Here is a 15,419-nt window from a genome sequence, read left to right on the forward strand (position 1 = left end):
GGGGGTACTGCGGTCGCCCGTCAGTCTACCGAGCAGGGGGCGGCCGTCAGCCATATTCCATATGTTGATACTCACGTTTCACCTGGTGAACGCCGGTCAGGCGGCTCGACCGGCGACTCTGCGGGCGAGGGGCGACGGTTTCGAAAGAATTCGCGGAAGGGGGCGGCGCGGGCTCGGAATTTGCCGCGAAGATTTTTTCGGCGAATTCTCCGAAGCGGGGCGCGGAGGGGGTCGCAAGGGCGGGGCCGGGTGCTTTTCGGGGAGTTCGTGCGGTTCGACGACCGACGAGTAGCCGGCTCGCCGCGCTGCCGGGGTGCCGGCTGCGCGGCGAGCGCGTCGGTCGGACCGTCAGGTCCCCAACTCGGCCGCCATCAAGTCGCCCGCCTGCTGCTCCAGTTGCTCGTCCGTCAGCCCGTCGTCATCGGTGTCGGCGCCGTCCGGCACCGCGCCGATCGGGCTGTCCAGGCGCACGTGCGCGATCAGCGACTGCAGCGCCCGCAGCACGGCGGTGCAGGTGGAGCCCCAGGTCGACAGGTAGGAGAACTGCCACCACCAGAGCGCCTCGCTGACCCGTCCCTCGTCGTAGTGGGTCAGCCCGTGCCGCAGGTCGCTGACCACGCCCGCCAGGTCGTCCGAGATCCGGAAGGTGTTCGGCATCATCGGCGGCCCGTACGGGTCGAAGACCTCGTGGTAGACGTCGATCGGTGCGAGCAGCTCGGCGAGGTGCTCGCGCAGCTCGACCCCGTCCGGCTCCGGACCGGCGTCCGGCTCGAAGCGGTCCTCCGGCAGCACGTCCTCGATGGCGCCGAGCCGGCCACCGGCCAGCAGCAGCTGCGAGACCTCCAGGAGCAGCAGCGACACGGCGCTGCCCGGCTCGTCGCCCTTGGCGATCTCGGTCACCGCGAGCACGAAACTCTTGATCGAGTCCGAGATCTGGACCGAGAAGTCGTCGGGTTCGGCCATGTGGACCGTGTGCACCGCCTGGTGCGTGCTGTTGTCAGACATCGAGCAGTCGTCTCCCTTCGAAGGCCCGGCCGAGGGTGACCTCGTCGGCATACTCCAAGTCCCCGCCGACGGGCAGCCCGCTCGCCAGCCGAGTCACCTTCAGGCCCATCGGCTTGCAGAGCCGGGCCAGGTAGGTGGCGGTCGCCTCCCCCTCCAGGTTGGGGTCTGTGGCCAGGATCAGCTCGCCGACGCTGCCGTCGGCCAGCCGGGCCAGCAGCTCCCGGATCCGCAGATCGTCCGGGCCGACACCCTCGATCGGGCTGATCGCGCCGCCCAGCACGTGGTAGCGCCCACGGAACTCGCGGGTGCGCTCGATCGCCACCACGTCCTTGGACTCCTCGACCACGCAGATCACCGTGAGGTCGCGGCGCGGGTCCAGGCAGACGCGACACCGCTCGGCCTCGGCGACATTGCCGCAGACCGCGCAGAACCGCACCTTCTCCTTGACCTCGAGCAGCGCGTGGGCCAGCCGGCGCACGTCCACCGGGTCCGACTGCAGGATGTGGAAGGCGATCCGCTGCGCGCTCTTGGGCCCGACGCCGGGCAGCCTGCCCAGTTCGTCGATCAGGTCCTGAACCACGCCCTCGTACACCGCTCTGCCTTTCCACTGGTCAGACGACCCGGCCGTACCGCTGTATCGCTGTACCGCCGGTGCCATCATCCAACGAACCGGGCGCCGGACACAGCGTCCGACGCCCGAAAGTCGACTCTGATCGAACAGTTCCCCTGCGTGACTCCGAGAAGTCACGGCCGGCGACGGGCCCGACGGGTCGCAACCGCGCCGCGGTCGGACCCCAGGTGTCCGGCCCTGGATGGACGTCCGACGTCAGAACGGCAGGCCGGGGATGCCGCCGCCCATGCCGCCCAGGCCCTGGGTCAGCGGGCCCATCCGGTCCGCCTGCAGCTTCTGCGCGGCGGCGTTGGCGTCACGGACCGCCGCGAGCACCAGGTCGGCCAGCGTCTCGGTGTCGTCCGGGTCGACCGCCGCCGGGGCGATGGTCAGCGCCACCAGCTCTCCGCTGCCGGTCACCGTCGCCTCGACCAGGCCGCCGCCCGCCGAACCGGTCAGCTTCGTCTCGGCCAGCTCCTGCTGGGCGGTGGCGAGGTCCTGCTGCATCTTCTGCGCCTGCTTGAGCAGCTGCTGCATGTTGGGCTGGCCGCCAGGGAACACGGGTCACTCCTGCCTGGGTACAAGTGAGTAGGTAGCTCGAGTCGAGCCTACGCGCTCGGCAGCACCCGCCGGCCCCGGCGACCCTGGCAGCGATCAGCCGCCGTGCTGGATCTCCTCCAACACCGTCGCGCCCAGCTCACGGATGATCAACTCCTGCCCCGAGACGCTCTCCTCGGGCACCCCGGCCACGGCGACGTCGTCGGCCGAGACCTCCTCGTCCTCCGGATCCACCGCCTGCGGCCGGGCCTGCGCCTGGACCTGGCCGTGGACTTGGGCCTGGCCGTGGGCCTGCGGCTGTCGCGATTGCTGAGCCTGCGGCGTGGGGGCCGGCGGTGCGGCCTGCGTCGGCTGAGCCGGGCCCGGCGGGACCGGACTCGGCGCAGCGGCCCCGGCCTGCCCGGGCGGCGGGCCACCGAAGCCGCCGACCGCCGTGGCCGTCGCCACCGGGGCGGCCGGGCGCGGGGCCTGCGGCTGCGGGGCCGCGCCCCAACCGCCGGCACCGCCACCGCCACCGGGCTGCGGAGTCTGGGTGCCGCCGGACGGATCGACGATGCACTCCACCCGCCAGTCGACCCCCAGCGCGTCGGCCAGGGCCTGGCGCAGCACATCGTCACTGTTGCTGCTGACGAAGCTGTCCCGGGCGCCGGCGTTGATGAACGAGACCTGCAGCGTGCTGCCGTCGAATCCGGCCACCTGGCCGTTCTGGCTGAGCAGGATCCAGGTGAACCGGCGCCGGTTCTTCACCGCCTCCAGCACCTGTGGCCACATCTGCCGGACCTGGGCCGCCCCTTGCTGCTGCTGCGCGGACGAGCCCGCCTGGTGCGTGGGCGTCGGTTGCGGCGCGACGGGCACGGGGGCCGGCGCCGCCTGCACCGGAGCCGGCGGCTGCACGGGCGCCGGCGCGGCCTCGCCGGGGGCGGCGAAGCTGCGCGGGATCGGCCAGGCCCCGGGGGCCGGGCCGACGGGGGCAGGCGTCGGGGGGGCGGGCTGCGCTACCGGAGCCGGGGCCGGCTGGACCACCGGAGCGGCCTGCGGCTGAGCGGGCATCGCCGCCGGTGCGACCGGAGGCGTCGGGGCCATGGGTACCGCCGGGGCCGTCGGGCCCGGGACCGCCCCGCCGCCCGGCAGCACCCCCCGGCGCTCCAGCTTGTCCAGCCGCGCCATCAGCGAAAGCTCGTCCGAGTACGCGCCGGGCAGCATCACCCGGGCGCAGATCAGCTCCAACTGCAGCCGGGGCGCGGCGTTGCCCCGCATCTCGGTCAGCCCGGTGTTGACGATGTCGGCGGCCCGGCTCAGCTCCCCCGCCCCGAACCGGTCGGCCTGCGCCTGCATCACCGCGACCCGGTCGGCCGGGGCGTCGATCAGCCCCTTCTCCCCGGCCTCCGGCACGGTGGCCAGGATCACCAGATCCCGCAGCCGCTCCAGCAGGTCCGTCACGAACCGCCGCGGATCGTGCCCGCCCTCGACCACCCGGTCGATCAGCTGGAAGACCGTCGCCCCGTCCTGCGCGGCGAACGCGTCGACCACCTCGTCCAGCAGCGCGGAGTCGGTGTAACCGAGCAGCGCGGTGGCCATCTTGTAGGTGACACCGCCTTCGGCCGCCCCGGCGAGCAGCTGGTCCATCACCGACATCGAGTCACGCACCGACCCGGCACCGGCCCGCACCACCAGCGGGAAGACCGAGTCCTCGACCTGGATCCCCTCCCGGCCGCACACCTCGGTCAGGTAGTCCCGCAGCGTCCCGGGCGGCACCAGCCGGAACGGATAGTGGTGCGTCCGGGACCGGATCGTCCCGATCACCTTCTCCGGCTCGGTGGTGGCGAAGATGAACTTGAGGTGCTCCGGCGGCTCCTCCACCACCTTCAGCAGCGCGTTGAAGCCGGCCGAGGTCACCATGTGCGCCTCGTCCAGGATGAAGATCTTGTACCGGCTGTGCACCGGCGCGAAGAACGCCCGCTCCCGCAGCTCACGCGCGTCGTCCACACCACCGTGCGAGGCGGCGTCGATCTCGATCACGTCGATCGACCCGGGTCCGCCCGTCGCCAGGTCCCGGCAGGACTGGCACTCCCCGCACGGCGTCGGCGTCGGCCCCTGCGCGCAGTTGAGGCAGCGCGCCAGGATCCGCGCGCTCGTCGTCTTCCCGCAGCCGCGCGGGCCGCTGAACAGGTACGCGTGGTTGACCCTGTTGTTGCGCAGGGCCTGCTGGAGCGGAGCGGTCACGTGCTCCTGCCCGATGACCTCGGCGAAAGTCTCGGGGCGATAGCGGCGGTACAGGGCTAGGGACACGCCACCGACGATATCGGGACGCACGGACAAACGCGTCGTCCCTCATCCCCAGGCTTCCCCCGGGAACGCAAGGACCCCTCGTGCACCCGCCAGAGCCCTCCTACCCTTGCTGCCTTCCGGCCCTGGGGGGGTTCAGAGAGATAACGCCACACGAGGGGCTGGCACCAGAGTACCGGATCCCGACCCCCACTCCGTCCCACTCCCCCACTCTCCGATCCGCAGGCCACCCGCACCCCCTACCTGCGACATAGCGGTTCGCGAGCACCCCTGAACATGGGCTAAGCTCTCCCACGGAGGATTCGCCTAGAGGCCTAGGGCGCACGCTTGGAAAGCGTGTTGGGGGCAACCCCTCACGAGTTCGAATCTCGTATCCTCCGCACCCGCCCGCCAGGGCAGACGAAGGCCCGGACTGTTCACCAGTCCGGGCCTTCGTCGTTCCCTCATGCCGGAGCTCCGCTTCGACCAACGTGTCGGCCCGCAGCGGAGCCGGCTGTTGCCTGCCGGTTTCGCGCACGCAGTGCCCGTGGTGGACCGGGTCCGCGTCCACGAGGAGGAACCCGAAGGGCTCGTGGGCTTCGAGACCCGCCCGACCGCCTGAGCGACACCGCCACCATCGCATTCACACAGCACTGGGTGCCCGGCGCCGGGCATCGCCCGAGAGCCTCCATCTCCCCGGACAGCTGCCGGCTCGGCGTGATCAGAGCCGAACGATGACCAGGGCGGTGTCGTCGGTGGCGCCGCCTACCGGCAGGAGGTCGTGCAGGAGTGCGTCGGCGAGGGGTTCTGGGGCGAGCCCGCGGTGGCACCTGAGGGAGTTGGCGAGGCGGGCGAGGCTGGTATCGATGTCCTCACGGCGGCGTTCGACCAGCCCGTCGGTATAGAGCACGAGCGTGTCGCCTTCGCTGAATGCGATGGCTGCCTCCGGACGGGGGACGGGTTCCGGGCGGGCACCGAGTGGCGGGTCGGTGGCCTGGTCCAGCAACTCGACGGTGCCGTCGGTGTGCAGCAGGCCCGGCGGGGGATGGCCTGCGCTGCTGTACTTGATCGTGTGCGTGTCCCAGTCGATGTGGGTCTCCACAGCCGTGGCGCTCTCGGCGCCATCGACCGAGCGGGCGTACAGGCCGAGAACCTCCAGCGCCTGGGCGGGGCCGCTGGCGACGAGTGAGGCCGCGCTCAACGCACTGCGGAGCAGACCCATGACACAGGCAGCGCTGAGGCCGTGACCGACGACGTCGCCGACGGCGACCCCGATGCAGTCGCCGGGCAGGTCGACCAGGTCGTACCAGTCACCGCACACGTTCAGCGCGCCTACGGCGGGCCGGTAGCGCACGGCAGCCCGGTGGTGGCCCACCGGTCTCGGGGCAGGCAGCATGGCCTCCTGCAGGGCGAGAGCCACTTCGCGTTCCCGGGCGTGGGCCTGCCGCAGCCGTTCGTTGATCTCCTGCAGCTCGCGGGCCCGCGTGTAGAGCTCGGCCTCCAGCACCCGTGCCCGGCCGCCGTCCGTGCCACCGCGGGCTTTGATGAGCTCGGTCACCTCCTCCACCCGGTGCACGAGCAGGGCCGCACGGCCGTCGGGCCCGAGCACGGCAGCGTTCACCGGGCTCCAGTACCGCTCCGTCCACGTACCCGGCCGCTCCAGGGACTCGACGTCGTAACGCTGCAGCGCCATGGCGTCACGCTCCCCGGTTTCCAGCACCCGCAGGAGCGACGCGCGCAGATTCCGCGCACCTGTCGCCGTCGAGTCGTTCGGGTTGTCGGGGAAGACGTCGAAGAGGTACTTGCCCACCAGCTGCTCACGTGTACGGCCGGACATACGCACGAACTCCTCGTTCGCGTCCGCGTACATCAGCTCAGGGGTCAGCAGCGCCACCATGCCAGGCAGTGCCTGAAACACGGCCGCATAGTCGATGTCCGCGCCTGTCATGCTCCGCCCGCCTCACCGTGCGCCGCAGTCATGTGGTTCAACGATAGGGAGGCTGCCGAGCGACGTCGTCGACGCGACCAGGGCGTACAGGTTGCCACTACCGGATCATGGTCCCAGTTCTGGAAGCGTGCTGGGGGCAACCCCTCACGCGTTCGAATCCCGTATTCTCCGCACCCGCCCGCCAGGGCAGACGAAGGCCCGGACGCCTCTGCGTCCGGGCCTTCGTCATGTCGCGGTGCCCACGCTGGGCGAGCGCTGCCGCTGGCGGACACCGGTACCCTCGTGGCACGGGCGTGCGGCGTGAAGGGATGGGAACGCGTGGACTGCGACGAGTTCGTCGAGTTGGTCACGGACTTCCTCGACGGCGCCCTGCCCGAGGCCGACGAAGCGCGCTTCGTCGAGCACCTCGCCGCCTGTGACGGATGCGAGGCGTATCTGGAGCAGTTCCGGCAGACCATCCACACCCTCGGCGTGCTCCCCGCCGACAGCCTGTCGGAGCAGGCGAAGGACCAACTGCTGACCGCCTTCCGTGGATTCCGGCGCGGGTAGCGGCTCCGCCTCAGCGAGACGAGTCGCGGAACGCGGCCAGCAGGATCGTCCTGCGCGCCGGCGGCAGGGCTGTCGGCAGGGGGGTGGGCAGGGCCGTCGGCTCGAGGAGCCGGATGATCTGCCGATGCTGTTCCAGCAGGGCCCGGCAGGACGGGCACCCATCCAGGTGGACGACGAGGAGCGTCTCGGACCTCTCGTCCAACGCGCCGTCGAGGTACCCGGTGACGAGCTCGACGAGCTCGGAGCAGGTCATGGCGCGTCCTGGTGCTGCGCGGCGGCGGCGCTGAAGTAGCTTTCGAGCCTCGTGCGCACCGCGGCTCGGGCCCGGTGCAGGATCACGCGCTGGTTGCCGGGGGAGATGTTCAGCATGTCGCAGACCTCGTCGGAGCCGTGGCCCTCGATGTCACGCAGCGTCACCACGATCCGGTGACGGTCGGGCAGCGCGGACAGGGCTTCGGCGAGGACGGCGCGGACCTCGGTGTTCAGCGCGGCGTCCTCCGGCAGCATCCAGGGCTGCGGTCGCTGCCCCGGGTTCCAGTGGCCGGGGTGGGGATCGGAGGACCGGAACCGTGACGGGTCGACGGTGGGCCCCTCGTCCTCGGGGAGCAGGCTGCTGAACGGCAGGGTGCGGCTCTCCTTGGCGCCCCGGGTCTTGGCGGTGTTCACCAGGATGCGGAACACCCAGGTCTTGAGCGAGGCGCGCCCCTCGAAGCGGGCGAGGCCCTGGATGACGGCGAGCCAGGCTTCCTGCACCACTTCCTCGGCCGTCGCGTTCGTGGACACGAACGACCTGGCCAGGCGCAGCATCGACGGTGACCAGCGGTCCAGGACGAGCGCGAAGGCCGCCTCGTCCCCGCCGCGAAGACGCTCCACCATCTCGTCGTCGGGCGGCAGTGGGACATCGCGTGCCACGAAGGCTCCTCGCGGTCGGGATACAGGGGCGCTCACCGCACGATACCCATCCCGTCTGGCCCTCCGCGCCGGCGGAAGGCTTTGGTAGGCAGTCAAACGCCGCCCGTGGCTTCCCAGTTCTGGCGGTGTCGGCACACCCGAGCTGTGCCGATACCGCGTCACGGCCGCCCCGGCGCCCGGCGTCCTGCCTGAGCGGCTCCCGGGTCGACGCTGTAACGCTGGGCCGGGAAGCGGGACTACTCCTGCGGACCGCGATGTGGCGACGGTCCCGAGGTCACCGCTCGGCGGTGACCTCGCTTGCCTCGCAGGGAGGGGAAGCCGATGTTCAGATCGACAACCGGCAGGAGGCGGCGGTCCGTTGCCGTGCTGCTGGCCATGTGCCTGGCAGGCGCGGTGAGCGTGCTGACCGCCGGGCCGGCCGCCGCGACGTTGGGTGATCTTCCGGTCATCACGTACAACATGCAGGGGGCCACCGCTGGTGGCGACAGCAAATGGACCACGACGGTCGGCGGCTATGCCGCTCGGGCCCAGATCGTCGTGCTCCAGGAAGTCGGCGCCGCGCCGCCGACCCCGGCTCAGGGAACGGCGCCGGTGGTCATACCTGCCGCGCAGTTGGCCAACGCGAACGCCGTGAACCTGCCGAACATCGGGGCGGCGAACCAGGTGACGCACTCGCAGTGGACGAGCGGCATGACCAACCTGGACGTCTACTTCCTCCAGACCGATCCCAACAGCAACACCGCCATCGGACAGCCGCGATACCTGGGCGGCCGGAACAATCTCGCGATCGTCGCGCACCGGGCGGCCGACGCGGTCGCCGCGATTCCGAACCCGACCGGTCATGGCCGGGCGACCCTGGGTCTGCTGTACGGCACCACCTGGTACTTCGATGTCCATGCACGGTCGGACACCGGCGGCGGCGATGCCCCTGCCCTGGTCAACGCGATCAGGACCTTCGTGACCGGGCGGAACAGGGTCGAGGCCTGGGCGGCCATCGGCGACTTCAACCGGGAGCCCAGCAGTCTCCAGATTCCCGTCGGCTCGGCCCGTGCCACCACGGGGCAGGCGACCCAGCAGTCGGGAGGCGAACTCGACTACGCCGTCTACACCACCGGTGCCGCGCCGGCCGTGACCGAGCGGCTGACCGGCGCCTCGGCCGACCACTACGCGGTCGGGTTCGGGCCGCTGCGCGCGGCGGCCGAGCCGACGCAGCTGTTCACCTCGCCGTCCGGCGCCCCGATACCCCAGGCGATCGAGAACATGCAGGCCGGGGGAGTGCTGGACGTCGACCGGCAGGGCACCGCGAACCTGACCCCGATCGTCGGCTACCACCGCAACGGCGGTGCCAACCAGAGCTGGAAAGTGAACTTCTACACCGACACACCCAAGGAGGAGGTCACCTTCCAGGGGACGGGGAGCGGTCGCTGCATCGACATCACCCACAGCGACCGGAACCCCGGGGCCGGCACCCCGCTCTCGCTGTACGACTGCACCGGCCAGCCGAGCCAGCGCTGGGTACCGCTCTACCTGGGCAACAGTCAGTACGAGTTCCTGAGCGCGTTCCTGCCCGGTCTGTGCATGAACCTCAGTGGCGGCCAGAGCGACCCGAACAACAAGACGAACACGATCCTCTACTCCTGCGACAACACGCCCAACGAGCGGTTCATCTTCACGCCGACCTACACCCCGGCGAACGCGAACGTCCCGGTGCAGACACCGCCTTCGGACCCGATCGCCCTGGAGTCCATCGGGGACGGCGGGATCATGGACGTGTCGGGAGGCGGGACGACGAACGACTCGAGGGTCATCTCCTACCACCGCGACCTCATGGTCAACCAGGGCTGGAACGTGGTGCCCTATCCTGACGCGTCGGTGTCCTTTCGGGGTGTGGGCAGCGGCAGGTGCCTGGACATCCACAACAGCACGTCGGCCGTGAGCGGACGGGAGCTGGTGATCTACAACTGCTCGGGTCAGCAGAGCCAGCGATGGCAACCCGAACCGCAGAACAACGGCACGACCCTGTTCGTCAGCGTTCTCAACCACAGCCTCTGCCTGGACGTCGCGGGCAACCCCCAGGATCCGAGCCGGGGTTACCTGGACGTCTACACCTGCAACTTCCAGCCCAACCAGGACTGGTTCTACACGCCCTTCGACCCCGCCGGTGCGCCGACCGCCGATCACGACGGGCCCGACGACTCCGGCGGTGGTGGTGACACCTTCGAGAACCTGACGGTGCAGCCGCCGAACCCTGGCAAGCCCGCCCAGCGGATCGCCTACTACACGAGCTGGTCGACCTACGCCAACGCCTTCTACCCGAAGAATCTGGACACCGAGGGTATCGCCGGCAGGCTGACGGTGCTGAACTACGCGTTCGAGAACATCGACCCGGTCAACCTGACCTGCTTCGCGGCCAACAAGCCGTCGGTGAGCGACCCGAACAGCGTCTCCGGCAACGACGGGTCCTCCGACGCGTACGCCGACTACCAGAAGGAGTACACCGCCGGCACCAGCGTCAACGGCAAGGCCGACACCTACAGCCAGCCCTTGCGCGGCAACTTCCAGCAGCTCAAGGAGCTGAAGGCCAAGTACCCGAACGTGAAGATGCTGGTGTCGCTCGGCGGGTACACCTACTCGAAGTACTTCTCCAAGGTCGCGGCGACGGCTGCGTCCCGGCAGAAGTTCGTCAGCTCGTGCATCAACCTGTACATCAAGGGCAACCTGCCCAAGCTCGCCCCTGACCCGGCCGGCGGCCCGGGTGCGGCCGCGGGCATCTTCGACGGCTTCGACCTGGACTGGGAGTTCCCGGGAACCGACCTGGGCCACGTCGGCAACTTCCACTCCCCGCAGGACGGTGCGAACTACGTCGCCTTGCTGCAGGAGTTCCGTACCCAGCTGAACGCCCTGGGCGGCGGCAAGCACTACCTGACGACCGCCGTCCTGCCCGCCGGTCCGGCCAACATCGCCCAACTGCAGCCCGCGGCCATGAGCCAGTACCTCGACTTCGGCACCGTCGAGGCCTACGACTACCACGGCGCCTTCGACACGCACGGGCCGACCAACGCCCAGGCACCCCTGTACGACTCGCCGTCCAGCCCGGCGGCCGGAACGGGGTTCACGGTGGACGCCTCCGTCAACACCCTTCTGCAGCGAGGCTTCCCCGCCGGCAAGATGATCCTCGGCGTCCCGCTGTACGGCCGGGGCTGGACCGGGGTACCCGCCGGCACGACCCACGGCCTGTACCAGAGCGTGACCGGGCCGACGGCAGCGTTCGCCGACTCCGCGCAGCCGGGCGTGGCGGACTACAAGGAGCTGAAGGCGGCAGGCAAGATCACGACCGCCCACACGTTCTTCGACCAGACCACGGACAGTGCGTGGATCTATGACGGAACGAACTTCTGGAGCATAGAGAGCCCGCAGTCGCTGGCCTTCAAGCGTCAGTACATCGGCGACAAGGGGCTTGCGGGCGTCATGATGTACTCCCTCGAGTCCGACGACCCGGCAGCCACCCTCGTCAAGGCGGCCACCGGCACGGGCTGATCCGACGCCGAGGGGTCCGCGTGGCGTTCACGCGCGGCGCGGGCCCTCGGGCGCCGGCTGGCCCGGACCGCTCGGCGGTCCGGGCCGGACGGCTCTTGCCGGTACGATCGCCGTCATGCCCCAGGAGGCCCCATACGACTCGCCCCAGAGCGAGCGCGTTTCCGATCACCCGAATCCTCCTGCTAGGGTTGAAAGATTCAGCGGGCAGCGGGCAGCGGGCAGCGGGCAGCGGGCAGCGGGCAGCGGGCAGCGGGCAGCGGGCAGCGGGCAGCGGGCAGCGGGCAGCGGGCAGCGGGCAGTACTTCTCGCCGTTCGTTCGGCGGGCGCATTGCACCGGCTCCTGGACGTCCTGCCGGTCTTCGCCGGGGACGAGCGCATCAGCACCCGTTTCACGCTGGTGCCGGGCTCTGACTTCGATGTGGACGCCCTCGCGGCCTTGGAGCGCTCCGGTGCCCGCAGCGTCGCGTGGGAGGACGCCCGCCGCCGTCCGCATGACCTGATCCTGACCGCAAGTCCGAAGGGACCGCTCCGGGTTCTGTCCGGGCCGCTCGTGCTGTTCCCGCACGGCGCGGGCTTCAACAAGACCATCAGCCATGAGGGTTCCTGGGACCTCCCGTCGGGCCTCGACCCTCGCTTCCTGCTCGACGGCGGCAATCCCCGGGCCGCCCTCCACGCGCTGGCCCACGCCAGCCAGTTGGACCGTCTCGCCGAGCGCTGTGCGCCGGCCGCCGCCAAGGCAACCGTGGTGGGGGATCCGACGCTGGACCGGATTCTGCGCTCGGTCAGCCTTCGGGAGGAGTACCGATCCTCGCTGGGCACCGGCGAGCGTCGCCTCGTCGTACTCACGTCCACCTGGGGCCCGGAGTCGCTGCTGGCCAGGAGACCACAGCTGCCGGCCGCCCTCGTCGGCGGACTCCCCCATGACAGCTACCAGTTCGCGCTGGTCCTGCACCCCAACGAGTACAGCAGAACCGGAACCTTCGACCTCTCCCGGCAGCTCGCGCCCGCTCTGGGGGCAGGCCTCGTCCTGGCCAGGCCCCACGAGGAGTGGGCCGCGCTCCTGGTCGCTGCCGACGCGGTGATCACCGACCACGGTTCCACCGCGCTCTACGCCGCCGCGCTCGACCGAACCGTCGTAGGCGCCTACGACGGCGGGAGCGAGCTGATACCCGGCAGCCCCATGTCGGACCTGCTGGCCACGGTGCCGTCGCTGCCCGAGGCCGCAGCCCTGCCGGACGCGCTGCAGGCCGCTGCCGCTGCCGGCACCCGCAGATTCGCGGACACCGCCTTCTCACTGCAGGGCAGGTCGCTGGTTCGGCTTCGCCGTGAGCTGTACCGGCTGCTGCGGCTGCGACCGCGGAGCGTTCCGATCGAGGCGCCCCCACTTCCCCATCCGAATCCGGCTGCGGGTCGGCCCCCGGCCTACGCGGTACGGGCCGAAGTGTCCGACCTCCGGGTCAACGTCCAGCGCTTTCCCGCGTTCACCTCCGTGGCAGCGCACCACCTGGCAGCCGAACACCCTGTGGCGGGCCCCCGGCATCTGCAGAGCGCGTCGCTGCTCTGGCGCCGCAGCGGGCCGGCTCCGCACGACGCACCTGACGCCGTCTCGACCAACAGGTGGACGGCGGCCGGCTGGACAGCCCGAACTCTGGCCGAACTTCCCGGGTGCCGGACCGCCGCCGCGATCCTCACGCCCGAGCGGTGCCTGGTCAGGCACCGCTCGGCCGGGCTGCTCAGCGTCCACATCGGGGTCCGCAACGCGGACGGCCGGGTTCTCCGGGTGGACCCGGCCGCTGCGCTCTCGGCAGTTCACGCGTGGCTGGCCGACGCCACCGGTCCGACGGCTCAAGCCACGCTGACCTGCACGGTCGGCCCGATCACCGTCGAAGTCAGGGTGACGCAACCCGACGAGGCCGATCTCGACTACGAACTCTGATCCGTGTCGAGAGCGCCACCCAGGCGTTCGACGAGCATCCGTGCCGCCTCCCGGTACTCCGCCGCCTCAGCGCTCGCCCCGGTCTCCTCCGCGAGACCGGCGAGTTCTTTCAGGACGCGAACCTCATCGGTGGTCGCGCCCCGCTCGCGGGCGTGTGCCAATGCCTGCTGGGACAGCGCGGCCGCCTCTGCTGCACGTCCCAAGCGCCGCATCGCACGGCCCAGTTCGAAGCCGGTCCGTGCGGTCATCCGGGCTCGCTCCTGCTCGCGGGCCATTCGATGTGCTTCCCTCAGCAGTTCGACCGCCCGTTCGGGCTCGGCCGTGCCCAGGGCGGCCTGGCCGAGCAGATAGGTCTGGAGCAGCACTCCGTAGGCGTTCCCGATCGCCGCATGCTCCTGCCTGGCAAGCTCGAAGTCCACGGCCGCAGCGTGCCATTCGCCCTGGACGGACTTCAGCTTTCCGCGGAACTCCACCGCCGAGGCCTTGAGCTTGCGCTCCTGCGACGAGTCGCCCATGGCCTCGGCCGCGCTCAACGCCTGCTGGAGCTGCTCCGCCGCCTCCTCGTACCGCTCCTGCTCCCACAACGGTCGGGCCAGCTGGCACCGCATCCGGACCATCGCTTGCAGGTGCTCCGACCGGTCGGCGGCGGCAACGCCGGCCTGGAACGCATCCATGACATCCGCGTAGTGCGGATGGTCGAGGAAGTGCGTCCACAGTGGTTCGCAGAGCGCCCACGCGTGCTCGTACAGGCCGAACTCGAAGGCCATCCGGACAGAGCCGTACAGGGCGAGCCTGTGCGACTCCATCCACCGCAGGGCTTCCACCTTGCCGGCGAACTCGACATCGGGGGTGTCACCGACCGGCGGTTCGACCGCGGCGAAGGTCATCCGCGGGCCGGCCGCCAACAGGTCGGCTCTGGCAGCCTGCCTGCGGTACCAGCGAATCACCCTTAGACGCGCCTGCGCCGACTGCACTGCGTCAGCGTCGGCCAGGCGGGAGCGGCGGTCGGCGTGTCCGCGCAGCAGGTCATGCATGCGGAAGCCATCGGGCCTGCCTTCCAACAAGCCGGCCGCCTCCAACTCCTCGAGGGCGTCCTCGGCTTGCACCAGCCCGCCACCCAGAAGCGCGGCGACGGGCAGGGCCGTGACGACTGGAGCAGGGAACTGCGACAGCAGGCAGTACGTCCGTGCGGCCTCCGGTCCCAGTCCGGAGTACGCCGCGTCCCACACCGCCTCCACCATGGGGATGCCCCTCTCGTGCAGCTCCGCGGTGAGGTCGGCAACCAGCCGGGTCAGGCTGCGCCGGCGGTACTTGCGAATCCACTGGCCCGCGACCTGGAGTGCCGCGGGCAGCCCAGCACAGCCCAGGGCCAACTCCGTCACGGCGTCAGGCTCCGCCGTCAGACGCGGGTCGTTCACGATGTGCCGCAGCAGCCGCGCCGCGTCGTCCAGCTCCAGCGGGGTCATCAGCACCTCCACGGTGGCCACCCCGTCGAGGTCGTGGAGCTGGCCTTGACTGGTCACGATCGCCAGGCTCCCCGCGGACGACGGCAGCAGCGGCAGAGCCTCGCTGCCGTAGCGGGCGTTGTCGACGACCACGAGCAGGCGCTTGCTGTGGGTCCGGGTCCAGTACTGCTTCGAGCGGCCCGCGAAGGACCTCTCCAGCCAGTCGGGAGCGACGCCCAGACCGGTCAGCAGCTCCCCGACCGCGTCCGCGGGCTCCACCACTCCATCGCGGCGCAGGTCGTCGAGGTCGAGGTACAGCACCCCGTCGGGAAACCGATCACTGAGCCGGCGTGCGACGTTGAACCCCATGGCGGTCTTGCCGATCCCGCCGATCCCGGTCAGCGCGACAACCAGCGGCCCGCCATGGCCAGGATGGCTCCGCGCAGCCCGCAGGATGCGTTCCTGCTCGGCCTTGCGGTCCTCGAAGTACGGCAACTCAGGCGGGAGTTGGAACGGAGCCGGCTGCTCGGGAGGGACTGGGGCGTGCACATGATGATGCAGCTCGCCGATGTGCCGGGCCTGAAACACCGCCCCCACGTGGGCTTGCCCGTCAACGCTGTTGTACGTCTCCTCAGCCACCCGCCAACCCTACGC

Annotated in this window: 12 protein-coding genes, 1 tRNA gene and 1 other RNA gene; 4 read left to right on the forward strand and 10 right to left on the reverse strand. The window is 70.6% G+C overall.

The features are described from left to right. Positions 1-348: 348 nt before the first annotated feature. The 5 genes from ABH937_RS16875 to ffs form a co-directional block, all read right to left on the reverse strand. Positions 349-1,005, reverse strand: coding sequence for a DUF5063 domain-containing protein (locus tag ABH937_RS16875; RefSeq protein WP_280690969.1), 657 nt, complete (start codon positions 1,003-1,005; stop codon positions 349-351). Then, a complete protein-coding gene (recR, locus tag ABH937_RS16880; RefSeq protein WP_370218669.1) occupies positions 998-1,597 on the reverse strand; it encodes a recombination mediator RecR in 600 nt (199 codons plus the stop codon). The genes ABH937_RS16875 and recR overlap by 8 nt, the downstream gene beginning before the upstream one ends. A 234-nt stretch (positions 1,598-1,831) precedes the next feature. After that, positions 1,832-2,176 (reverse strand): YbaB/EbfC family nucleoid-associated protein, encoded by a 345-nt coding sequence (locus ABH937_RS16885; RefSeq protein WP_280690971.1) that lies wholly within the window; start codon positions 2,174-2,176, stop codon positions 1,832-1,834. Between the two features lie 93 nt (positions 2,177-2,269). Further along, a complete protein-coding gene (locus ABH937_RS16890; protein WP_370218670.1) occupies positions 2,270-4,462 on the reverse strand; it encodes a DNA polymerase III subunit gamma and tau in 2,193 nt (730 codons plus the stop codon). Positions 4,463-4,531: 69 nt separating this feature from the next. Continuing rightward, positions 4,532-4,622, reverse strand: an RNA gene (gene ffs / locus ABH937_RS16895) — signal recognition particle sRNA small type. 132 nt (positions 4,623-4,754) lie between these two features. On the opposite strand from ffs, the gene ABH937_RS16900 reads away from it, so the two are divergent. Beyond that, a tRNA-Ser gene (locus tag ABH937_RS16900) sits at positions 4,755-4,839 on the forward strand. 320 nt (positions 4,840-5,159) lie between these two features. Here ABH937_RS16900 and ABH937_RS16905 read toward each other — a convergent pair. After that, positions 5,160-6,386, reverse strand: coding sequence for a PP2C family protein-serine/threonine phosphatase (locus ABH937_RS16905; protein ID WP_280690994.1), 1,227 nt, complete (start codon positions 6,384-6,386; stop codon positions 5,160-5,162). A gap of 318 nt (positions 6,387-6,704) precedes the next feature. Between ABH937_RS16905 and ABH937_RS16910 the strand changes: the two genes are divergently transcribed. Then, positions 6,705-6,935, forward strand: a complete 231-nt coding sequence (locus ABH937_RS16910; RefSeq protein WP_280690995.1) for an anti-sigma factor — start codon at positions 6,705-6,707, stop codon at positions 6,933-6,935. Between the two features lie 10 nt (positions 6,936-6,945). Here the strand turns inward: ABH937_RS16910 and ABH937_RS16915 are convergent, their stop codons facing one another. Both ABH937_RS16915 and ABH937_RS16920 read right to left on the reverse strand, forming a co-directional pair. Beyond that, positions 6,946-7,188, reverse strand: coding sequence for a zf-HC2 domain-containing protein (locus ABH937_RS16915; RefSeq protein ID WP_280690996.1), 243 nt, complete (start codon positions 7,186-7,188; stop codon positions 6,946-6,948). After that, positions 7,185-7,847 (reverse strand): sigma-70 family RNA polymerase sigma factor, encoded by a 663-nt coding sequence (locus tag ABH937_RS16920; protein ID WP_280690997.1) that lies wholly within the window; start codon positions 7,845-7,847, stop codon positions 7,185-7,187. The genes ABH937_RS16915 and ABH937_RS16920 overlap by 4 nt, the downstream gene beginning before the upstream one ends. Positions 7,848-8,168: 321 nt before the next feature. On the opposite strand from ABH937_RS16920, the gene ABH937_RS16925 reads away from it, so the two are divergent. Continuing rightward, complete coding sequence (locus ABH937_RS16925) at positions 8,169-11,384, forward strand: glycosyl hydrolase family 18 protein (protein ID WP_370218671.1); 3,216 nt, start codon at positions 8,169-8,171, stop codon at positions 11,382-11,384. A 197-nt stretch (positions 11,385-11,581) separates the two neighbouring features. On the opposite strand, the gene ABH937_RS16930 is transcribed toward ABH937_RS16925, so the two are convergent. Next, positions 11,582-11,713, reverse strand: coding sequence for a hypothetical protein (locus tag ABH937_RS16930; RefSeq protein ID WP_370218672.1), 132 nt, complete (start codon positions 11,711-11,713; stop codon positions 11,582-11,584). Here ABH937_RS16930 and ABH937_RS16935 point away from each other — a divergent pair. Next, positions 11,713-13,320, forward strand: a complete 1,608-nt coding sequence (locus ABH937_RS16935) for a translation initiation factor 2 (protein ID WP_370218673.1) — start codon at positions 11,713-11,715, stop codon at positions 13,318-13,320. The genes ABH937_RS16930 and ABH937_RS16935 overlap by 1 nt on opposite strands. Here the strand turns inward: ABH937_RS16935 and ABH937_RS16940 are convergent. After that, positions 13,308-15,404: a hypothetical protein gene (locus ABH937_RS16940; RefSeq protein WP_280691002.1), complete on the reverse strand. Its 2,097-nt coding sequence runs from the start codon at positions 15,402-15,404 to the stop codon at positions 13,308-13,310. The two genes, ABH937_RS16935 and ABH937_RS16940, sit on opposite strands and share 13 nt — an antisense overlap. Between the last annotated feature and the right edge of the window lie 15 nt (positions 15,405-15,419).

Origin of the sequence: Kitasatospora sp. GAS1066B (assembly GCF_041262605.1) — a bacterium.
In the GTDB taxonomy this organism is placed as follows: Bacteria; Actinomycetota; Actinomycetes; order Streptomycetales; family Streptomycetaceae; genus Kitasatospora.